General features: G+C 62.1%; 16 protein-coding genes. 13 read left to right on the top strand and 3 right to left on the bottom strand.

Annotated elements, in window-relative coordinates; all coding sequences use genetic code 11:
* Positions 1–128: 128 nt before the first annotated feature.
* The 6 genes from gcbA (at position 129) to accC (ending at position 7,170) form a co-directional block, all read left to right on the top strand.
* Positions 129–1,799 carry a diguanylate cyclase GcbA gene (gcbA, locus tag ACLEJR_RS04735; RefSeq protein ID WP_440796588.1) on the top strand — a complete coding sequence of 557 codons (1,671 nt, stop codon included), beginning with the start codon at positions 129–131 and terminating at the stop codon, positions 1,797–1,799.
* 52 nt (positions 1,800–1,851) lie between these two features.
* Positions 1,852–3,798, top strand: coding sequence for a methyl-accepting chemotaxis protein (locus ACLEJR_RS04730; protein WP_440812458.1), 1,947 nt, complete (start codon positions 1,852–1,854; stop codon positions 3,796–3,798).
* 342 nt (positions 3,799–4,140) lie between these two features.
* On the top strand, positions 4,141–4,377 hold the full coding sequence (locus ACLEJR_RS04725; RefSeq protein WP_440812456.1) for a hypothetical protein: 237 nt from the start codon (positions 4,141–4,143) through the stop codon (positions 4,375–4,377).
* A 451-nt stretch (positions 4,378–4,828) separates the two neighbouring features.
* Positions 4,829–5,281 (top strand): type II 3-dehydroquinate dehydratase, encoded by a 453-nt coding sequence (aroQ, locus tag ACLEJR_RS04720; RefSeq protein WP_440812454.1) that lies wholly within the window; start codon positions 4,829–4,831, stop codon positions 5,279–5,281.
* Between the two features lie 48 nt (positions 5,282–5,329).
* Positions 5,330–5,797: an acetyl-CoA carboxylase biotin carboxyl carrier protein gene (gene accB, locus ACLEJR_RS04715; protein WP_440796583.1), complete on the top strand. Its 468-nt coding sequence runs from the start codon at positions 5,330–5,332 to the stop codon at positions 5,795–5,797.
* Positions 5,798–5,814: 17 nt separating this feature from the next.
* A complete protein-coding gene (gene accC / locus ACLEJR_RS04710) occupies positions 5,815–7,170 on the top strand; it encodes an acetyl-CoA carboxylase biotin carboxylase subunit (RefSeq protein ID WP_440796582.1) in 1,356 nt (451 codons plus the stop codon).
* Positions 7,171–7,234: 64 nt separating this feature from the next.
* Here accC and ACLEJR_RS04705 read toward each other — a convergent pair whose 3' ends face one another.
* The gene (locus ACLEJR_RS04705; protein ID WP_440812452.1) at positions 7,235–11,206 is read right to left on the bottom strand and encodes a type III effector 1; all 3,972 of its coding nucleotides are present in this window, start codon (positions 11,204–11,206) and stop codon (positions 7,235–7,237) included.
* A 189-nt stretch (positions 11,207–11,395) separates the two neighbouring features.
* Between ACLEJR_RS04705 and prmA the strand changes: the two genes are divergently transcribed.
* The 7 genes from prmA (at position 11,396) to ACLEJR_RS04670 (ending at position 21,097) form a co-directional block, all read left to right on the top strand.
* Positions 11,396–12,274, top strand: a complete 879-nt coding sequence (gene prmA / locus ACLEJR_RS04700) for a 50S ribosomal protein L11 methyltransferase (RefSeq protein ID WP_440812449.1) — start codon at positions 11,396–11,398, stop codon at positions 12,272–12,274.
* A gap of 30 nt (positions 12,275–12,304) precedes the next feature.
* Positions 12,305–13,537 (top strand): DUF3426 domain-containing protein, encoded by a 1,233-nt coding sequence (locus tag ACLEJR_RS04695; RefSeq protein ID WP_440812447.1) that lies wholly within the window; start codon positions 12,305–12,307, stop codon positions 13,535–13,537.
* Between the two features lie 185 nt (positions 13,538–13,722).
* On the top strand, positions 13,723–14,730 hold the full coding sequence (gene dusB / locus ACLEJR_RS04690; protein ID WP_440812445.1) for a tRNA dihydrouridine synthase DusB: 1,008 nt from the start codon (positions 13,723–13,725) through the stop codon (positions 14,728–14,730).
* Complete coding sequence (gene fis, locus ACLEJR_RS04685) at positions 14,727–15,047, top strand: DNA-binding transcriptional regulator Fis (RefSeq protein WP_003186237.1); 321 nt, start codon at positions 14,727–14,729, stop codon at positions 15,045–15,047. The genes dusB and fis overlap by 4 nt, the downstream gene beginning before the upstream one ends.
* Before the next feature lie 83 nt (positions 15,048–15,130).
* Complete coding sequence (gene purH / locus ACLEJR_RS04680) at positions 15,131–16,738, top strand: bifunctional phosphoribosylaminoimidazolecarboxamide formyltransferase/IMP cyclohydrolase (protein ID WP_440812443.1); 1,608 nt, start codon at positions 15,131–15,133, stop codon at positions 16,736–16,738.
* A gap of 189 nt (positions 16,739–16,927) precedes the next feature.
* The gene (gene purD / locus ACLEJR_RS04675; RefSeq protein ID WP_440812440.1) at positions 16,928–18,223 is read left to right on the top strand and encodes a phosphoribosylamine--glycine ligase; all 1,296 of its coding nucleotides are present in this window, start codon (positions 16,928–16,930) and stop codon (positions 18,221–18,223) included.
* Between the two features lie 99 nt (positions 18,224–18,322).
* Positions 18,323–21,097, top strand: a complete 2,775-nt coding sequence (locus ACLEJR_RS04670; RefSeq protein WP_440812439.1) for a response regulator — start codon at positions 18,323–18,325, stop codon at positions 21,095–21,097.
* A 40-nt stretch (positions 21,098–21,137) separates the two neighbouring features.
* On the opposite strand, the gene ACLEJR_RS04665 is transcribed toward ACLEJR_RS04670, so the two are convergent.
* A complete protein-coding gene (locus ACLEJR_RS04665) occupies positions 21,138–21,818 on the bottom strand; it encodes a hypothetical protein (protein WP_440812437.1) in 681 nt (226 codons plus the stop codon).
* On the bottom strand, positions 21,815–22,540 hold the full coding sequence (locus tag ACLEJR_RS04660; RefSeq protein ID WP_440812434.1) for a hypothetical protein: 726 nt from the start codon (positions 22,538–22,540) through the stop codon (positions 21,815–21,817). The genes ACLEJR_RS04665 and ACLEJR_RS04660 overlap by 4 nt, the downstream gene beginning before the upstream one ends.
* Between the last annotated feature and the right edge of the window lie 3 nt (positions 22,541–22,543).

Raw genomic sequence — 22,543 nt, 5'->3', positions numbered from 1 at the left:
TGGCGGGTCACAAACTGAATTTCACGCCAGGGCAGATTATTGACGTATGACACTCATGGAAATGAAAAGAGGTGCTAGCATAGAGCCACCAGTCGATCTCAGCATGCACCCTAACTAGTAGTCAGGATATGACCGAGCCAGAAGACCCCAGCCGTGAGCGCCTCAAGCACCACTTTGCCCAGCGGGTAATTCATCAGGCTCGTCAGATCCTGGAGATCTGGCAGCGCCTGCAACGCAGTGAATGGTCAAGCACCGACCTGTCGGAGCTCAGCGAAGCCAATTTGCGTCTGCTGCGCTTTGCCGAACGCTTTGAACAACCCGAGCATTCGCAGCTTGCCCAGGGCATCAGCCAGTCGCTGCAAGCGGTGGATGCCAACCGCGGGCGCCTGAGCAGCCAGCTGATCACTGAAATCAATCGACTGATGCAACGCTTGTCCCGCACCGGCCTGCGCCACGGCGACCAGCTCGAACAGACCTTCCTGCCACCGCTGCGCAAACCCATCTACGTGCTGTTGCAAGACCACGACCGCGCCGAGCGCCTGGCCAAACAGCTGGAATTTTTCGGTCTCAGTGCCCAGGCGTTGAACAGTGTCGCAGCCTTCCGAGCCTCAATGGTCGAGCGCCTGCCCGCGGCGATTGTCATGGACGTGGACTTCAGCGGCCCCGGCGCGGGCCTGAAACTGGCGGCCGAAGCCCAGGAAGGCCTGGAACAGCCGTTGCCATTGTTGTTTTTCAGCCTGCTGGAAACCGACACGCCGACGCGTCTTGCAGCCGTACGCGCTGGCGGGCAGGAGTTCCTCACCGGCACCCTCGAAGCGTCGAGCCTGCTGGAAAAGATCGAAGTGCTGACCTGCGTTGCCCAGTACGAACCTTACAAAGTGCTGATCATCGACGACTCCCGCGCCCAGGCCTTGCACACCGAACGCCTGCTAAACAGTGCCGGCATCGTCACCCGTACGCTGATCGAGCCGATCCAGGCCATGGCCGAGCTGGCGGATTTCCAGCCGGACCTGATCATCCTCGATATGTACATGCCGGCCTGCACCGGCACCGAGCTGGCCAAAGTCATCCGCCACAACGACCGCTACGTCAGTGTGCCGATCATTTACCTGTCCGCCGAAGACGACCTGGACAAACAGCTCGACGCCATGAGCGAAGGCGGCGATGACTTCCTGACCAAACCGATCAAGCCCCGCCACCTGATCACCACCGTGCGCAACCGCGCGGCGCGGGCCCGCAACCTCAAGGCGCGAATGGTGCGCGACAGCCTGACCGGTCTGTACAACCACACCCACATCCTGCAACTGCTGGAAGATTGCAGCTTCCGTGCGCGCCGCGAGGGCAAGCCGCTGAGCTTTGCCATGCTCGACATCGACCATTTCAAACGGGTCAATGACAGCCACGGCCACCCCATGGGCGACCGGGTGATCAAGAGCCTGGCGCTGTTTCTCAAGCAGCGCCTGCGCAAGACCGATTTCATCGGCCGTTATGGGGGCGAGGAATTCGCCATCGTCATGCCCGACACCGATATCGAGGCGGCCTGCAAGGTGCTGGATGAAATCCGCCAACGCTTTGCCGAGATCCACTATCCGGCCCAGCCCCACGACTTGTGGTGCACCTTCAGCGCCGGCGTGGTGGAAATGAGCGAGGACAGCGACAGCCTGATGATGGCCAGCCAGGCGGACGAAGCCTTGTACCGCGCCAAGCACGCCGGACGTAACCGCGTGCAGAGCGCCCGGCAATCAAAGCAAAGTGCCACTTTTTCATCGGAATCAACCGATTCGGTCATAAACCTGTAACCCAAGCGCAATAAATTCAGGCACTTACGATTCTGCCCGTGGTAGACACTCGATGCGCCTGAAGCTGCTGACCAATCTCAATACCCTCCTTCTAGTCGCCGTGTGCCTGGGCCTGGGAGCCACGCTGTGGTGGTCGCAGGTCGCCCTGGAGCGGCCTTATCTGCTGATGGAGCGCTACCTGGGTCTGTCGCGGCAGTTCCAGGGCGAGGTGGCGCGCAACATCGAGGACTACCTGGGCAGCGGCGATGCCTTGCGACTGAGCGCGGCCACCCAGACCCTGGAAACCCTGCAAAAGGAACTCGACCAGTTCCCGCCGGAGCTGGCCAAGACCCTGCGCCCGAGCCTGTCCAACCTGGACGAATTCAGCAAAACCGATCTGTTGGCTGCCGGCAAATTGGCCGGTGACCCCCAGGCCTTGCTCTTACAGGCCGAACGCGAGTTGAGCGCCAGCCTCGACCAGCTTGCTCGCTACGCCAACGGTGCCCAGGCTTACCTGCCGCCGTTGTTCGAAGCGTCGCAACACCTGGGCCGGTTGTCCCTGGCGCGAGACAAACTGGTCAGCAGCGGTCGCAGCGAACTGGCCGCCGATGTGGAGCGGGAACTGGCCAGTATCCGCACCCAGGCCGAACACATCGACGGCCTGCCGCTGCTCGGCGTTACGGCCAGCAGCGAAACCGCCGGCGATGATTTTGCCGCGCTGATGGGTCTGCAAACCGAGGAAAAGGCCGTCGCCGAAGACGCCGGTGTCGCACTCAAGCGCGAGCTCAGCAGCCTGCTGGGACGCTACCCCGCCGAGCTGGCGCGCACCCGCATCCTGATCCAGAAGCGCACCGAACTGAGCAACGCCACGCACCTGAAGACTGCTGATGTACAACAGGCGATCGATGCCATGGAACCGGCGGTACGGGCCCAGCATGGACAGATCCAGGCAGAGGTCCGGTTGATCCAGGGCCTGATGATCGGCCTGATCCTGCTAATCGCGCTGCTGATCGACACCTTGCAGCGGCGCCTGGCCCGCACCCTGACGCACCTGGCGCCGGCCCTGTCGACCTGGGCCGAAGGCGACTTCAGCCATGACATCCACGTCGGCGCCAGCAACCGCGAGCTGCAAGATATCCAGGCCTCGCTCAATCGGCTGAGGGCTTACCTGGTGGACCTGGTGGGCACCATCCGGGTGAACGCCGAACAGGTCGCCGACAGCAGCCGGACCCTGGCCGACCTCAGCGGCGAATTGCACGGTGGTGCAGAGGATCAGGCCAGCGACACGGCGCTGATCCGTGACTCTCTCAGCGAACTGGAGGCGACTATCCAACAGGTCGCCGGCGATGCCAGCCAGGCCGCCGACGCCAGCCGCAGCGCCGGCCAGGCCGTGGAACAAGGGCAGAAAGTCATCGGTCTGAGCCTGACCGGCCTGCATGCCCTGGTGGGAGAAGTGCAAGGCAACGCGCAAATGATCGAACAACTGGCCGAAGAGTCGGCCACCATCGGCGGCGTGCTGACGGTGATCCGCTCGATTGCCGACCAGACCAACCTGCTGGCCCTGAACGCCGCCATCGAAGCCGCCCGTGCCGGGGAAATGGGCCGGGGTTTCGCGGTGGTAGCCGAAGAAGTCCGCTCCCTGGCCCAACGCACCGCCGGCGCCACCGCCGAGATCCAAGCCCTGATCGCCCGCCTGCAACTGGCCGCCCGCCAATCGGTAGACGGCATGCGCGCCCAGGTCGAACACGCCGAAGCCACCGCCAGCCAGGCACAAGCGGCCGACGGCGCATTGGACGAAATCGTCGGCGCCATCCAGACCATCGCCGACACCGCAGTACGCATCGCCGACGTCACCGCGCAACAAAGCGGCGCCGTCAGCGAAATCCGTGATCACAGCGAACGGATCCACCAACTGGGCGGGGACAACCTGCTGCGCATCGGCAAGGGCCGGGAACAGGGCGACAACCTGCTGGTGCTCGGTGGCAGGTTGCATAAGGCGGTGCAGGCGTTTCGGGTGTGAGCATTGGTTGTTTATTGAAACGCCTGAAGCTGCCGGAAATACCTACATGTAGATGAAGGACATCTCTGAGATGTGCATGGGAAAAATCCCTGACGCTCTTGAACGGTTATCCAGGTGCTAGGTTGCTTATCCCGAGCGCAAACGTTATGGGAGCCACCGATACAACCGGCCACATCGCGAGCAGGCTCGCTCCCACAATTGGATCGGGTACGACCGGGAGCGATAGGGCGTCTGTCGGGCAGTATCGCGAGCAAGCTTTGCCCCCCACATTTGGAACGAGGTACAACCGAAACAAACAGGCCAGCCGTGAGGCCGCCTTCGCGAGCAAGCCCGCTCCCACAATTGAATTGTGTCACGACCGGAAGAGTCAAGCCGGCCACCAGACCGCCTCGCTTTGGCTTTGGCTTTGGCTTTGGCTTTGGCTTTGGCTTTGGCTTCGGCTTTGGCTTTGGCTTTGGCTTCGGCTTTGGCTTTGGCTTTGGCTTTGGCTTTGGCTTTGGCTTCGGCTTTGGCTTTGGCTTTGGCTTTGGCTTTGGCTTCGGCTTTGGCTTTGGCTTTGGCTTTGGCTTTGGCTTTTGATCTTGGACGCCCCATTAACCACAAGGGCCGAACGCAGGCATTGCGCAGTGGGCATCCCGGCATGGATGCCGGGATAGCCGCGCTGGACCATGGATGGTCCTTCGCGGCGGGCCCACGGAGCAATGCCGGAGTGAGGGAACACCGAGCCTTGGCGAGGTGCCCAGTGGTGGGGCGAGGCGCTTTTGGTTACTTTTGGCGCCTTTTCAAAAGTGACCCGCTGTAAGAGCGGAACCATAAGTAGCCGTTACCGCAGCAATGGATATGTACTCGGCCAACAAATCCCAGGGTCAGCTATACAGGACTGGGTGACCGGATCTGGAACCATAGTCACAAATTTTTCGCAAACATCGCTCATCGTGCTGGCTATTGCCGAGAACTGGACAGTCATCAAGCCTTTGCGGCATAGTCGCCGGGCTCTGACACCTGCTCACAGATAACAAAGGAACAGCAGATGGCGACCCTATTGGTCCTGCACGGACCTAACCTGAACCTGCTCGGCACCCGTGAACCGGGCGTCTACGGCGCCGTGACGCTGGCGCAGATCAATCAGGACCTGGAGCAGCGGGCCCGCGCCGCCGGCCATCACCTGCTCTATCTGCAAAGCAACGCCGAGTACGAATTGATCGACCGCATCCATGCCGCGCGTGGCGAAGGCGTGGACTTCATTCTGATCAATCCCGCAGCTTTTACACATACAAGTGTCGCATTACGTGACGCGCTGCTGGCGGTGAGCATCCCATTCATCGAAGTGCATTTGTCCAACGTGCACAAGCGCGAACCTTTCCGCCATCACTCCTACTTCTCCGACGTAGCGGTGGGAGTGATCTGCGGCCTTGGCGCCAGCGGTTACCGACTGGCCCTGGAGGCCGCCCTGGAGCAGCTTGAAAGACCGGCAACAGCTTGAACAACAAGCGTTGAACGCCCCTGACCGACCCTTGGGAGTTGATGATTCATGGATATCCGTAAAGTTAAGAAATTGATCGAATTGCTGGAAGAGTCCGGCATCGACGAACTCGAGATCAAGGAAGGCGAAGAGTCCGTACGTATCAGCCGCCACAGCAAAGCCCCGGCTCAGCAGTTCTATGCACCGGCTCCGATGCAGGCCCCGGCTGCCGCACCGGCTCCCGCCGCACCTGTGGCTGCCGCTGCAGCGGCTCCAGCCGCAGCCGCCGCACCAGCGCTCAATGGCACCGTCGCTCGCTCGCCTATGGTCGGTACCTTCTATCGCAAATCTTCCCCGTCCTCGCCGTCCTTCGTTGAAGTGGGCCAGACCGTGAAGAAAGGCGACACCCTGTGCATCGTCGAAGCCATGAAGATGATGAACCACATCGAAGCTGAAACCAGCGGTGTGATCGAGTCCATCCTCGTTGAAGACGGCCAGCCGGTTGAGTTCGACCAACCGCTGTTCACCATCGTTTGAACCGCGGAGAGCCTTCGATGACTGCGAAGCTGGAAAAAGTCCTGATCGCTAACCGCGGTGAGATCGCCCTGCGAATCCTGCGTGCGTGCAAAGAGATGGGCATCAAGACCGTCGCCGTTTACTCCAAGGCCGACAAGGAATTGATGCACCTGGGCCTGGCAGACGAGTCCGTCTGCATTGGTCCGGCCTCGGCTGCGCACTCTTACCTGCATATCCCGGCGATCATCGCCGCTGCCGAAGTGACCGGCGCTACCGCCATTCACCCGGGCTACGGCTTCCTGGCGGAAAACGCCGACTTCGCCGAACAGGTCGAGAACTCCGGTTTTGCCTTCATCGGCCCGAAAGCCGAAACCATCCGCCTGATGGGCGACAAGGTTTCGGCCAAGCACGCCATGATCGCCGCCGGCGTACCGACCGTTCCGGGCTCCGACGGCCCGCTGCCTGAAGACGAGGAAACCGCCCTGCGCATCGGTCGCGAAGTCGGTTATCCGGTGATCATCAAGGCCGCCGGCGGCGGCGGTGGTCGCGGCATGCGCGTGGTGCACAAGGAAGAAGACCTGATTTCCTCGGCGAAACTGACCCGCTCCGAAGCAGGTGCGGCGTTCGGCAACCCGATGGTCTACCTGGAAAAATTCCTCACCAACCCACGTCACGTCGAAGTGCAGGTGCTGTCCGACGGCCAGGGCCACGCCATTCACCTGGGCGACCGCGACTGCTCGCTGCAACGTCGTCACCAGAAGGTCCTCGAAGAAGCACCGGCCCCGGGCATCGACGAGAAGGCTCGCCAGGAAGTCCTGGCACGCTGCGTCAAGGCCTGTATCGACATCGGCTACCGTGGCGCCGGCACCTTCGAGTTCCTCTACGAGAACGGTCGTTTCTACTTCATCGAAATGAACACCCGTGTTCAGGTGGAGCACCCGGTTTCGGAGATGGTCACCGGTATCGACATCGTCAAGGAGATGCTCAGCATCGCCGCCGGCAACAAGCTGTCGTTCACCCAGGATGACGTGGTCATCCGCGGTCACGCGCTGGAATGCCGGATCAACGCCGAAGACCCGAAAACCTTCATGCCAAGTCCAGGCACGGTCAAGCATTTCCATGCCCCGGGCGGCAATGGCGTTCGCGTCGATTCGCATCTGTACAGCGGTTATGCAGTCCCGCCGAACTACGACTCGTTGATCGGCAAGCTGATCACCTACGGGGCAACCCGTGACGAAGCCATGGCGCGCATGCGCAATGCGCTGGACGAAATCGTGGTGGACGGGATCAAGACCAACATCCCGCTACACCGCGACCTGACCCGCGACAAAGGCTTCTGCGAAGGCGGCGTCAACATCCATTACCTGGAACACAAGCTGGCTGAGCAGGCTTGATCTCCAAGTGATGTAAAAAGACCCCGTCCATTGGCCGGGGTCTTTTTTTGCCTGGCATTCAGGTTCAGCTCAACGCCACCGTCGGCAGCGCCTGCGCTTCGATTTGCGCCGCCGTTGCCGGCCTGCCCTGGGAGGTGTGGACGACACCATGGGCATCGGCAATCAGCGGTTCGCCGCGCACCCGCGCCATGAAACCACGCGCCCGCACCGACACCGGGTCAGTGCTGTTCTTGGCCCTCGCCAGCACCGGAATGTAATAGCGCTCCACCTGACCGCGCGACGTCTTGAACACCGAAGTGACGCCACTGCGCAGGTCCAGCGCAACGCCATAGGTGTTACCGAAGCAGGACGAGTACGACCAATGGTCCCAGACCGGCTCCAGTCCCTGGCGCCTCATTATCGAACGGACTCGCCCGCCGATGTCGGCGCCCGTGAGCCAGTCCCCGCCCACCAGAGTGACGCGAATGTCCTTGCCCGCACCTCCCAGGCGTTGCGTCACGTCCCGGACACTGCGCTCGATGAGCGGCCGGATGTTGTGATCGAAATGGATGACCGCTCCGACCCGGGTGGTCGGGTTGTACAAGGAAGCAATCACACAGGTCTGTGCATTCAGCGAGAACAGATAGTTGTCGGACACCGCCTCGCTGAACCTGGCTACCACCGCCTCACCCTGCAGCGCGCCCCTGGCCACGTCCGGAAAAACATGCCCGGGAAAAGCCTCCCTCAGGTCGCTCAACCGCCCGAGGTTGAGCATCTGCCCATTGCCACCGGGCAGGCCGACCACATTGTGCGTCCATTTGCCATTCGCCATCCTGCGTATGGGCAATTTGTACAAGGCGTCGGGGCGGCGCGCATCCACCAGGCACAAGCCGCCGAAGTAAGGATCCTTCCTGACCTGATAATACCGACCGTTACTGCGCAGATAGTAAAGGTTGCGCGGCTGCGTGGCGCTGGCCGGGCTGAGGAAGGTACCGTGGAAAATGCCGTCTCCGGTCACCGGCTGCAGGTGCTCGGGGGGGGTGCGGACCGCCTGTTTCGGATTGAACCGCAAGGGCTGAATCGATGGCCCCGCTTCTTTCGCCGTCGTCGAGGCCCCGGCCCGCAAATGCCGGGCAGACAATGACGAGGGGCGCACCACACGCTTCAAGCGTCTGACGGCTCCTCCCAGCAAACCGGCGATACCCGCTGCACCGAGCACTGCGAACAGAGCGCCCCAGGATCCCATCAGCCAATGGGCGAGTGCACGATCAGTGTCGCCCTGCACATGGGCCTCGCTCGCCTGCCCGGCGCTGACGGCAATAACGGCCACATCCAACAGCAAGGCAAACGGCGGGTACACCATGCACACAGGCACGGCCACGAACAGCAGGCCCTTGATGACTTGATTCTGTATCACTTCGACCTGACTCTGGGTGATGTCCTGTACATCGGCGACAGCGCGCTCGATGCTGGCATCGAACTCAGCCCGGATATCGCTCACACGATTGGACTCCCGCAAGGTATCGACACGCGTGGACGCCGTTGCCAGCGCGGCCAACGAACGGGTCACTGCGGCACGGGCCGAGAGTGCGACTCGGCCCAGCACATAGTCGCGCAGCCGGGCTGCAACGGCCCCTGAAAAATCCTGGTATCTGCGGAACACAACGCCGTCCGGAGCGTCGGGGCTGTACAGCCAATAGAAGGCCTTCGGTTCGAAGTAGCTGAACACATAGACGCCCGTTACGACATGCCCGCCGACGGTAAATCGGACCAATCCTTCGCGCTGCACCACCGCGTCGGGATAGCCCGGCCCCCTCGCCAGTAGCGTATCGCCCGGGAGCGAATCGCCCAGCAGCGAGACTTGCCGGGTCAGCCACCAGAAGGCCTGGTCATCCACCTGCGAGCGGGCCTTGGCAATACGCAAATCGCGGTCCATCCGAGCCAGCAACAGATTGCGCAAGGCGAGGCGGCGCTTGGGGTAATCCGGCGCCTGGGTATCCAGGAATTGCGCGCGAACCCGCCGGACATACGCCTCGCCCAGGAAAGCACGACGAATGTACAGCGCCAGATCGGCACTGCGGACATCCCCCAAATCCTGGCCAACCGATGAGCGCACACCTTTCCCCGGATGCTCGATTCCCCAGTTGTCATCGTAGCCATGGATCGCCAGCTCCAGCAGATTGGCCATCCTGGACGTACCCCCGGCCAGCCCCGGCGTGTAGTCGATCAGCACCGTGGCGGGATCGACCGGCTCCGCCACGCCCTTGCTCAGCATGTACGGCGCGATGGCCTGGGCGACCGTACGCTTGGCAAAGTCCATGAACACTTCGTAGCCGCCCATGCGCTCATCGAAAACGTGCTGATGAACCTGGATTTCCTGATTCAGGCTACTGATGATCTGTCGCGATTCGAGCGGCAGCGCCGCATACCAGCGAGGCGATTGCTCGCGCTCGACCAGGGCCAGGTTATTGGCCAGGCCCATCGCCACGGCGGTTTCAAGGACGGCTCGCAGGTCCGGCGCGGTGCTGCGCAAATCCTGCTCCAGGTCCCATGAAGTCGGCTTCTGCGCAACGCCGGCAAAATACTCCAGAGCCACCGAGCGATCGGCGGGAGAAAGCTGCTGCAGCAAATACTCGCGACCGGCTTCGTCCTCGACCCATGCCCCCAACTGCGCACTGACCGCCCTCAGCGAGGGCAGCTCGACCCACTCCTGGCCATCAGGTTTGTCCGGTGCGTACAGCAATAGATCGCCTTGCAGGTCTTCGCGGTAGAACAGCAACAACTCGGCACACCTGAGGCTGTTGGGAAGGAGCAGCCCGGCGACTTTCAGAACGGCTGACGCTTGCGGGTCCCACAGGGTCGTGAGCGCATCATGGTTGCTCGTCTTCAGATGACCGGCACAGCGGGCAATGAACGCACTCTGCCGCAACCGCGCCGCGAACCAGTCAAGCAAGGCGTCCCTCAGATCCGCCCGCTCATAGCGTTCGAACAGCGCCGACCGGTACCCGGCAGGAGCATCGACCTGCGCCAGCGTCGTGGAGATGAAATCCGCCGACAAGGGCTGGTTGCGCAACATGGCGCCGTTTTCCACCAGGAACACCGACACCGCGTCCGGGCGCAACGGCCCGGATGCAAGCAACTCGCTCAAGCTATACGTTCGCAGCGGCTGCCCAGATACGCTGAGCCACTTCACCTGCACGCGAATGGCGTCGGGTTCCACTTCCATGTCCAGCTCACGCCTGACGTAATCCTTGCCCAGGCTTCGGGCAAAGGCCTGCAACGAACCGAGGCCGTCGAGCAACCCGTCCAGTAGCGCCTGTGCCTGGGCGGTCTCGCCTTGATACGCCTTCAGCGATCGAAGCTGCGCTTCATCCAGGTGCCGTAGCCATTCAGGCAGTTGCTTGCGCGCCGTCGCCTCCAGGTCCTGTCGCTCCTGAGGGGATGCCAATGCAGTCAATGAACCCATCCGGCGCCAGGCATCCTGGAAAGACTCGATTCGTTCCCGCAGTTCCTCGACCTCGAGCCCGGCCAGCTGCTGGGGCAGGAACAGCCTGTCGAGCCGCGCCTGATGATCACCGAGCCGCTGGCTGATGACCCCCTCGAGGGCAGGATCGGGCTCGGCCAGTGCCCAATAGCGGCGCAAGTAGTCTTTGTAGTGATTGATGAAGCCGGCGGCGGCACCCTCCACCACCTGAGCGATGGTGTCCTGGCGCTCGGTCGGAAAACCCCGATCCGCCCCTTCCGGCCAGCGGTAAGGCGCGTCCAGCTCTTCGTCGGCGACCGGCAGTTGCTGGTGGATCATCCGGCTCAGCACCGTGTCGACCAGGGTGTCGATAAAATGCAGGTCGATGTTGCCCTGCAAATAGCGGGTCCGCAGCTCGACCAACAGGTATTCTTCCAGCACTTGCAGCAAGGTCATCTGGGCTTGCAGTCGCGTGTCGATGAACGTTTGCCATCGATCCAGTCGCTCCAGGACTGCCTGTGTCGTTGTTCCCTGCGCAAACGGGACCGGTGGCCCGTCATTCCTATTGCTTTGCCGTTCGGCAGTGTTGTCCATCACATTGCTCCGTGTGGTTTGGACCCGCACCTTATTCGCCGCCCGACATGCCCTTGCCATACATATATATATCGAAACACCCGCCCGCACGGCCGAGACTCGCTTATCCACATTGACCTCGACCTGGCGTACACTGCGCGCCTTCGCAGCCGTGCGCTGCCCCCTGTATTTTTTCCAAAGGTGCCCGCCATGCCTTGGCTGCAAGTACGCCTGGCCATCAGCCCGGAACAAGCCGAAACCTATGAAGACGCGTTTCTTGAAGTAGGCGCCGTATCGGTAACCTTCATGGACGCCGAAGACCAGCCGATCTTCGAGCCGGAACTCAACACCACGCCGTTGTGGTCGCACACCCACCTGCTGGCGTTGTTCGAAGGCGGCACCGAGGCGGCCAGCGTGCTCGCCCACCTTGAGCTGCTGACCGGCAGCCCGCTGCCAGAGCATCACAGCGAAGTGATCGAAGACCAGGATTGGGAACGCAGCTGGATGGATAACTTCCAGCCGATGCGCTTCGGCCAGCGCCTGTGGATCGTCCCCAGCTGGCACGCTGCGCCACAGCCGGACGCGGTAAACCTGCTGCTCGATCCGGGCCTGGCGTTCGGCACCGGCACCCACCCGACCACCGCACTGTGCCTGGAGTGGCTCGACAGCCAGGACCTGGAGGGCTGCAACGTCCTGGATTTCGGCTGTGGCTCGGGGATCCTGGCGATTGCCGCGTTGCTGCTGGGTGCCAAGGAAGCGGTCGGCACCGACATCGATGTCCAGGCCCTGGAGGCGTCCCGCGACAACGCCGGGCGCAACAATATCGCCGCGCAACTGTTCCCGCTCTACCTGCCGCAGGATCTGCCACAGGTCCAGGCCGACGTGCTGGTGGCCAATATCCTGGCCGGCCCGCTGGTCTCCCTGGCGCCGCAGCTGTCGAGCCTGGTCAAGCCGGGCGGACGCCTGGCGTTGTCGGGCATCCTCGCCGAACAGGGCGAAGAGGTCGCCGCCGCCTATGCTGCAGACTTTGACCTGGACCCAATTGCCAATCGCGATGGCTGGGTGCGCATCACCGGGCGTCGGCGCTAGAATGGCCGCCTGTCTAGACCGGATTGCCGCATGACCGACAGCTTCGTCACCCAGTGTCCGCATTGCCACACCAGTTTTCGCGTCAGCCATGCCCAATTGAGCGTGGCCCGCGGGGTGGTTCGTTGCGGCTCGTGCCTGCAGGTGTTCAACGCCGCACGCCAACTGCTGGAAAAACGCACCGCCAATCAGGCCGTGGTCCCAGTGGCGCCCCCCCCCAAGCCAGCCGCCGACGCGCCGCCTCGGGCGATCAGCCAGAAACAATGGTCGGCCGCCGAACTGGACCTCGATGACTTGGACATGGAACTGGCTCGCCTGGAACGGCGCGACCAGCGTGCGCCGGGCAATACCGGCCGGCGCCGCGAAGACAACCTGAGCGCGCAACGCGATGCGCATACCGAGGAGCAACAGGTCTGGCCCGATAGCCTGTACAGCGAGTCCCCCAGCGAGCGCGCCGAAGCCGCACTGCAAATCCCGGACGAACCGTTCGAGCCCCATGAGCCGGCCCGGCCACCACGAACCGAACCGTCCGTGTCCCTGGCCCTCGAGCCGCTGGAGCCGGAGGACGAACCGGTCGCCCCGCTACACTTGGAGCCGGACGAAGAGCCCGAGGAACACCTCGAACGACTGTCCGCGACCGACGACCTGGATCGCGACGACGAACCCGCCCCTGTGGCGCCGTTGCGCAAGGCACGGGAACGGCAGGAACCAGGGATCCGCGCCGAAGCCCTTCACGACCTGGACGACGACCCGCTGCAACTGGACTGGCGCAAACGCCGCTCGCCATGGGGCCGGCGCCTGCTGTGGGGACTGCTGGTACTGCTCGCCGCGGCGGCCCTGGGCGGTCAATATATTGCCTATCACTTTGAAGAACTGGCGCGCCAGGACCAGTACCGTCCCTGGTTCCTGCAAATCTGCCCGACCCTGGGTTGCGACGTGCCGTCCAAGGTCGAGATCAGCAAGATCAAGAGCAGCAACCTGGTGGTGCGCAGCCATCCGGAGTTCAGCGGGGCGTTGGTAGTGGATGCGATCATCTACAACCGGGCGCCCTTCTCCCAACCCTTTCCGCTGCTGGAACTGCGCTTTGCCGACCTCAACGGCCACCTGATCGCCAGCCGTCGCTTCAAGCCAGGGGAATACCTGGGGGGCGACCTCGAAGGGCGCGGCGAAATGCCGCCCCAGACCCCGATCCACATTGCGCTGGATATCCTGGATCCCGGTCCCAAGGCCGTCAACTACAGCCTGAGCTTCCATTCCCCCGAATGAAGCCCGCCAGGGCCGGCCGATTGGCGGCAACTTTCTGGCTCGACCCAGCCAGACCAAACCGCTGGCGATAACAAAATAGCTGTTCAGATTTTATCCAATTCGACCTTTATCCAGTCATCGAGAGCGGGTATCATGCCAACCCTTTTTCGAAGTCTCATGATCCGGCCCCACTTCAGGGAAGTCCTATGTCGGCGGTACGCATCGGCCCATACACATTGCACAACGGTCTGGTTCTCGCCCCGATGGCGGGCGTCACCGACCAGCCCTTTCGTCAGCTTTGCAAGCGACTGGGCGCCGGGCTCGTGGTTTCGGAAATGGTCACCAGCGACATGAGATTGTGGAACACCCGCAAATCGCGTCTGCGCATGATCCACGAAGGCGATCCCGAGCCGCGCTCGGTGCAGATCGCCGGTGGTGACGCGCAGATGCTGGCGGAGGCGGCCCGGGCCAACGTGGCGTTGGGCGCGCAGATTATCGACATCAACATGGGCTGCCCGGCGAAGAAGGTCTGCAACAAAGCCGCAGGCTCGGCACTGTTGAAGGATGAAGCACTGGTTACCGAGATCCTGCAGGCGGTCGTCGCCGCGGTCGATGTGCCGGTGACCCTGAAGATCCGCACCGGGTGGGACCGGGAGAACAAGAACGGCCTGACGGTGGCAAAGATCGCCGAACAGGCAGGCATCACGGCGTTGGCGGTGCACGGCCGCACCCGTGCCGACCTGTACACCGGCGAAGCCGAGTACGACACCATCGCCGCGATCAAGCAGGCGGTGTCGATTCCAGTCTTTGCCAACGGCGACGTCGACTCGCCTGAGAAAGCCCGGTACGTCCTGGACGCGACCGGTGCCGATGGCCTGTTGATCGGCCGGGCCGCCCAGGGGCGGCCATGGATTTTTCGTGAGATCGAACACTTCCTGCGCACCGGCGAAAAGCTCGCTGCGCCGCAATTGTCCGAGGTGGAACGAATTCTGCTGGAGCATCTGGCCGCGCTGCATGCCTTCTACGGAGAAGTCATGGGTGTACGCATCGCTCGCAAGCATGTGGGCTGGTATCTCGCAACCCTGCCGGGCGCCAGGGAGTTTCGCGCCCGTTTCAATCGTTTGGATGGTACACAAGCACAATGCGCCGACGTTCAGGCCTTTTTCGCTGAACGTTACAAGAGCCTGACAGGGGACGAAGGGGTGGCCGCATGACGATGATGACCGAGACTTTAGTGAGTGGAACAACACCCGTGAGCGACAACGTGAATTTGAAACAGCACCTCAATACGCCCAGCGAAGAAGGTCAGACCCTTCGCGGGAGCGTCGAGAAGGCGCTGCACAATTATTTCGCCCACCTTGAGGGCGCTGCCGTCACGGATGTGTACAACCTGGTGCTTTCGGAAGTCGAGGCGCCTCTGCTCGAAAGCGTGATGAACTACGTCAAGGGCAACCAGACCAAGGCCAGTGAGCTGCTGGGCCTGAACCGCGGCACCCTGCGCAAGAAACTCAAGCAGTACGATCTGCTGTAAGCATTCAATCAAACCAGAAAGGCGCCCGCGTAAAAAACGGTCGCCTTTTTTGCTGACTTCCCTTGCTTTTGATGGAAATTGAAATGACCGACCAGACCACCCGCCTGCCGATCCGCCGCGCCCTGATCAGCGTCTCCGACAAGACCGGGATCCTCGAATTCGCCCGCGAGCTGCAACAGCTGGGCGTCGAGATCCTCTCCACCGGCGGGACCTTCAAGCTGCTGCAGGACAACGGCGTCGCCGCGGTGGAAGTCGCGGACTACACCGGTTTTGCGGAAATGATGGACGGTCGGGTCAAGACCCTGCACCCGAAAATCCATGGCGGGATCCTCGGTCGTCGCGGCATCGACGACGCGATCATGAATGAGCACGACATCAAGCCGATCGACCTGGTGGCGGTCAACCTCTACCCGTTCGAAGCCACCATCAGCAAGCCAGGCTGCGACCTGCCGACCGCCATCGAAAACATCGACATCGGTGGCCCGACCATGGTCCGCTCGGCGGCCAAGAACCACAAGGACGTGGCCATCGTGGTCAACGCCAGCGACTACGCCAGCGTCCTGGAAAACCTCAAGGCCGGCGGCCTGACCTACGCCCAGCGTTTCGACCTGATGCTCAAGGCCTTCGAACACACCGCCGCCTACGACGGCATGATTGCCAACTACATGGGCACCGTGAACCAGGCTGCCGATACCCTGAGCACCGAAGGCCGCAGCGAGTTCCCGCGTACCTTCAACACCCAGTTCATCAAGGCCCAGGAAATGCGCTACGGCGAGAACCCGCACCAGAGCGCGGCGTTCTACGTGGAAGCCAAGCCGGCCGAAGTCGGCATCGCCACCGCCACTCAGCTGCAAGGCAAGGAACTGTCGTTCAACAACGTCGCCGACACCGACGCCGCGCTGGAATGCGTCAAGAGCTTCGTCAAGCCAGCCTGCGTGATCGTCAAGCACGCCAACCCGTGCGGCGTGGCCGTGAGCCCGGACGCCGAGGGCGGCATCCGCCAGGCCTACGAACTGGCCTACGCCACCGACACCGAATCGGCATTCGGCGGCATCATTGCCTTCAACCGCGAACTGGACGCCGAGACCGCCAAGGCCATCGTCGAGCGTCAGTTCGTCGAAGTCATCATCGCCCCTTCGGTCAGCGAAGAAGCCCGCGCCGTCGTCGCCGCCAAAGCCAACGTGCGCCTGCTGGCCTGCGGCCAATGGTCGGCTGACCGTGCGCCGGCCTGGGACTACAAGCGTGTCAATGGCGGCCTGCTGGTCCAGAGCCGTGATATCGGCATGATCGGCAGTGCTGATCTGAAAGTGGTGACCCAGCGCGCCCCGAGCGAGCAGGAAATCAACGACCTGATCTTCGCCTGGAAAGTCGCCAAGTACGTCAAGTCCAACGCCATCGTCTACGCCAGGAACCGCCAGACCATCGGAGTCGGCGCCGGCCAGATGAGCCGCGTGAACTCGGCCCGTATCGCCGCGATCAAGGCCGAACATGCCGGCTTGCAGGTCCAGGGCGCGGTCATGGCTTCCGATGCGTTCTTCCCGTTCCGCGACGGCATCGACAACGCAGCCAAGGTCGGCATCACCGCCGTGATCCAGCCGGGTGGCTCGATGCGTGACAACGAAGTGATCGCCGCCGCCGACGAAGCCGGCATCGCCATGGTATTTACTGGCATGCGCCACTTCCGTCACTAACAGGACAACGGCCGCACTGAAGCCGGCATCTGCTGCGTTGGAGCCGACCTCGATGATGCTCATTGCCAAAAGGCAACTCCGCTCATCGAGGTCGACTCCGCCTTGCATCTACCGACTTCATTGCGACCTCCTACAGCGTGAAGCGCTTTAGGTTCCAGAACAGAATCAGCGTCATCCGAGGTTTTTGAAATGAATGTTTTGATCATTGGCAGCGGTGGCCGTGAACACGCCCTGGCCTGGAAAGTGGCTCAGGATCCTCGCGTGCAGAAGGTTTTTGTCGCGCCGGGCAATGCCGGTACCGCCATCGAAGCCAAGTGCGAGAACGTGGCTATCGACGTGCTGGCCCTGGAGCAACTGGCCGACTTCGCCGAGCAGAACGTCGCGCTGACCATCGTCGGTCCGGAAGTGCCGTTGGTCGCCGGTGTCGTCGACCTGTTCCGTTCCCGTGGCCTGGACTGCTTCGGCCCGACCGCCGGCGCCGCGCAACTGGAAGGCTCGAAAGCCTTCACCAAGGATTTCCTGGCGCGCCACAAGATTCCAACCGCCGACTACCAGAATTTCACCGAAATCGAACCGGCCCTGGCGTACCTGCGCGAGAAAGGCGCGCCGATCGTGATCAAGGCCGACGGCCTGGCCGCCGGTAAAGGCGTGATCGTGGCCATGACCCTGGCCGAAGCCGAGGACGCCGTGCGCGACATGTTGGCCGGCAATACTTTCGGCGACGCCGGATCGCGCGTGGTGATCGAAGAGTTTCTCGACGGCGAAGAAGCCAGCTTCATTGTCATGGTCGATGGCAAGAACGTCTTGCCGATGGCCACCAGCCAGGACCACAAGCGCGTCGGCGACGGCGACAGCGGCCCGAATACCGGTGGCATGGGTGCATACTCTCCTGCCCCGGTGGTCACCGCCCAAGTTCACCAGCGCGTCATGGACCAGGTGATCTGGCCGACCGTGCGCGGCATGGCCGAAGAAGGCAATGTCTACACCGGTTTCCTCTATGCTGGTCTGATGATCGACAAGGCTGGTAACCCAAAAGTCATCGAATTCAACTGCCGTTTCGGCGATCCTGAGACCCAACCGGTGATGCTGCGCCTGCAATCGAGCCTGGTGTTGCTGGTCGAAGCCGCGCTGGCCCAGGCCCTGGACAAGGTCGAAGCCCAGTGGGATCCGAGTCCGAGCGTCGGGGTTGTCCTGGCCGCCGGTGGTTACCCGGGCGACTACGCCAAAGGCAGCGCTATCCGGGGCCTGGATGCCGCCGCTGGACTCGAAGGCAAGGTGTTCCATGCGGGCACCGCGCTGAAAGACGGTCAGGTAGTTACCGCAGGCGGCCGTGTGCTTTGCGCCACTGCCATGGGCAGCAGTGTTGACACCGCTCAGCAACAGGCCTACAAGCTTGCCGCCGAGATCGACTGGGAAGGTTGCTTCTACCGCAAGGACATTGGCTACCGCGCCATTGCCCGTGAGCGTGGCGAAAATCTGGAATAACCCGGCCATTCAGCCAGGCAAGGGTCTGTGGCCCTTGCCTGACTGTTCCGGCGCCGCGCATAGTTATAATCTGGCATCAACCTACGAAGGGATTTCGCCGTGCGCTGGCTCAGGATTGCCATAGGCTTAACCGTCACCCTGCTGACGCTGCTCTGCATGCTCCCGGCCCAGGCCGCGCCAGGCAGTGGCTGGGCGGTATTGCTCGACGAACAGGGCGACCTGAAGCTGAGCGACATCCGTTCTGCCCGCTACACCAATCAATTCAGCCCCATCGATCTTGACCGTCTCCAGCCAGCCGAACCTGGCGGGGCGCTGTGGTTGCGTTTTCGCCTGGCCCCCGACGAACATGAACAGATCCTGCGCGTCTTCGCCCCCGACCTGTCACGCCTGAACCTCTACGTGCTGGACGGCGACACCCTGGTCGACCAGCAAATCAGCGGTAACGCACTGCCACGCTCCGAACATCCCGTGCCCAGCAGCGACTTCATGCTGGCGCTACCGCGCAGCGATAAAACCCTGGACGTCTATGTCCGACTGGCATCGCGTCACGAACTGCGCCCTTACGTCACCCTGCAACCGGCGATCATGGCGGCGGCCGATCAGAACCAGACGCTGATCTACGGCCTGCTGTTCGGCTGCATCGCCATGCTGATCCTGCACAACCTCACCCGCTATGCCTACACCCGTTCGCGCAGTTGCCTGTGGCTGGCGGCCTGCGAAGGGCTGCTGATGCTCAGCCTGATCCTGCTCTTGAACCTTGCCGGGCCCTGGCTACCCGACTGGCCGGCGGTCCAGACTCCGGGCGCATACCTGGCCTTGCTGCTTACGGCGCCCTGCGGCCTGATGTTCGCCTATCGCTTCTTCGCGCCACTGGGGCCACACCCATTGAACCGGCTGCTGCTGGGGGACATTGTCCTGGTGATGCTGTGCAGCCTGTTGCTGTTGTTCGTCAACACGCTGCCATTGAACATCATGACCTACGCTCTGGTGGCCCTGGCTGGCTTGAGCATGCTGTTCGTCAGCGCCTGGCATTGGCAGAAAGGTTACCGCCCGGCGCGGCTGTTCGTCGCCGCCATGGTGGTGTTCAACCTGGGCACACTGATCATTCTTCCGGCACTGCAAGGGCTCACGGAGGTCCCGCCCCAGGGCTTGATCATCACCCTGCTGGTGTTCATCTGCATCAGTGGCCTGTTGATGAGTGTCGCCCTGGGCGAGCGCCAGCGCTCGATCAACGAAAGCCGTTTCAGCATCAGCCGCGACCTGGCGGCGAGCAACGCCGAGATCAACGCCAAGGCTGAATTCCTGGCCAAGATCAGCCACGAGATCCGCACCCCGATGAACGGCGTACTGGGCATGACCGAGCTGTTGCTGGGCACCCCGCTGTCGGTCAAGCAACGTGACTATGTGCAAACCATCCACAGCGCCGGCAACGAGCTGCTGACGCTGATCAATGAGATTCTCGACATTTCCCGGCTCGAGTCAGGGCAGATCGAACTGGACGACGTGCAGTTCGATCTCAACGCACTGATCGAGGATTGCCTGAGCATCTTCCGCGCCAAGGCCGAACAACAGAACGTCGAGTTGATCAGCTTCATCCAGCCCCAGGTGCCACGGGTGATCAGCGGCGACCCGACGCGTCTGCGCCAGGCGCTGCTGAGCCTGCTGGAAAACGCCCTGAAAAAGACCGACGAGGGCGAAGTGCTGATTGTGGTCGCCCTCGACGAGCGCAGCACCCAGCCGCGCCTGCGCATTGCCGTGCAGGACAGTGGAACGCCCATGGATGCGGAAGAACGCGACACGCTGATGCACGCCGAGCTGCACAGTAAGAACTTCCTCTCTGCCACCCGCCTGGGCGGCAACCTGGGCCTGGTGATCGCTCGTCAGTTGATCATCCTGATGCACGGCGAGTTCGGCATCAAAAGCGGCAGCAGCCAGGGCAGCACCCTCTGGTTGACCCTGCCGCTGGACCCGGACCGCCTCGAACATCCGACTGCCGATCTCGATGGACCGCTGCAAGGCGCACGGGTACTGATCGTCGATGACAACGACACCTGCCGCAAGGTGCTGGTGCAGCAATGCAGCGCCTGGGGCCTGAACGTCAGCGCCGTGCCATCGGGCAAGGAAGCCCTGGCGCTGCTGCGCACCAAGGCGCACCTTCGGGATTATTTCGATGTGGTGCTGTTGGACCAGAACATGCCGGGTATGACTGGCATGCAACTGGCGGCCAAGATCAAGGAAGACCCGAGCCTGAACCACGACATCCTGTTGATCATGCTGACCGGCATCAGCAACGCGCCGAGCAAGATCGTGGCGCGCAACAGCGGAGTCAAGCGCATCCTCGCCAAGCCGGTGGCCGGCTACACCCTCAAGACCACCCTGGCGGACGAACTGAACCAGCGCAACAAAGGCCAGGCGACGAGCGCGCCGGTCAATCCAGGGCCTCCCGCCCCGGTGAAAGTGCCCAGCGATTTCCGCATCCTGGTGGCCGAGGACAACAGCATTTCCACCAAGGTCATCCGCGGCATGCTCGGCAAACTCAACCTGCAACCCGATACCGCCAGCAATGGTGAAGAAGCCCTCAAGGCCATGAAGGAACGGCGTTACGACCTGGTCCTGATGGACTGCGAGATGCCGATCCTCGATGGATTCTCCGCGACCCAGCAGTTGCGTGCCTGGGAAGTCGGGAACCAGCGTACCCGTACGCCGGTAGTAGCACTCACTGCGCACATCCTTGCCGAGCACAAGGAGCGCGCCCGCCAGGCAGGTATGGACGGGCACATGGCCAAGCCGGTAGAGCTGTCGCAGTTACGTGAATTGATCGAGCACTGGGTGGCCCAGCGCGAACAGCAGAACAGAACGGTGCACACGCCCTGAACACCTGCACAGGGTAATCAGCGACCATCCGGAGCGCCGTTCAGATTTCCAGCTCATGCAGGTGACGAGTCGTTTCGGCGATCACCGCGGCCGCGACTTTTCGCCGGAACGTTGCGTAATGCAGTGTGCTGAATGTCACGACGGCCATTTGCTCTACGCTGCTTTCCACCACTTCCTCCATAGGCCGGAACAGAAATCCCGAGACCGCCCGGCGGGTGCGGAACTGCTTGTGATACAGGACGATCTCTACTTTCCCGGGGGATTTGGCCACACAAGGGATCATCTGAAAGAGTCCCGTATCGCGCTGCAGGCTCGTTCGTTCAAACAATTGGAGCGCATCAGGGCTTCGCCCAAGTGATGCCATCGCCTGGCTGGCCTGCCGCGAATAGCCGGCACCAACGGACCGGGAGATCTGTTGCGAAACGCTATCGGCCATCAGCCCTCGCCCGGCCTGCTCCGGAGTGACCGGACGCGCCGAGTCCCACCCCAGGTACCTGAGCTTGTTCTTGTAATAGTCGAACCAGTTACCGACCAGACCGTCCTCATACGCCGAGCGGGTTGCCAACTGCGCGTACAAGTTGCTCAGGTAGATATCCTCCCGATCCTGAAGGGTCAAACCCTCGTTGAATGAGACAACACTTGCGCCCACGACCGCCGCCCTCGATGCCTCATCCAGGCGCAACCGCTGCCCACCGACCGATAGAAGTCCATGATCCGTCATAACGCCCCCACATCCGGTTGCGCTTGCTGGACCGCATCGGAAATATCGATGATGTTCCTGGCGGCTTTATCCCCCAACTTGTGGACGATCGCATCGCGAAAAGGCGCATAGAGCGCCTGGGACAGATTGGCCTTGAAGCAGCGCAATTGAATGTTGCCCACCACGGGATCGGTGGAGAACAGTTGCCCGAGAGGATTGGACGTCACGTGCTCGGGTTCGAACTCCAGGCAGACGCTACTCAACACAGGCCCTTGTTGGGCCAGGATGACTTGCAGCCTTATTCTGTCGGGTGCCTTATGACTCACCTCGGCCGAATCCGGGCTTTTTGGCCTGTGGGCATGTTCACGCAGCAATTGAATAGCGGGCAAGGTGCTGGACAATTGAGCGACACGCTTCAATACATCAGTTACCTGCGCGATCAAAGTTCTCTCGACATATTCTTCCAGCCGTTCTTCGATGCACGCCATCAGGTTGTTTTTCGATGAAGCAGCGAGTGAAAAATCATCCCAACTGACGGCCTTTTGCATCCAGCCATTATTCAGCACTTCCCGGTACGCTGAGTACCAGTCGCCGGACCGGGCAAGAGTGGGATATTTTTTACTGGCTACCAGCTGGGCAAACAATACCGAGTTCAATACGTCGAGCCGGTTCTGCCCAGTCAGGTCAGTGGGCAACAGGACAACAGCGCCGGCATCAATAAAAACCGAACAATGATCTTTCATGAC

Origin of the sequence: Pseudomonas sp. SMN5 (assembly GCF_052041925.1) — a bacterium.
Taxonomy (GTDB): domain Bacteria; phylum Pseudomonadota; class Gammaproteobacteria; order Pseudomonadales; family Pseudomonadaceae; genus Aquipseudomonas.
Note: the sequence above shows the minus strand (reverse complement) of the source record. Positions and strands in the feature narration are given on the sequence as shown.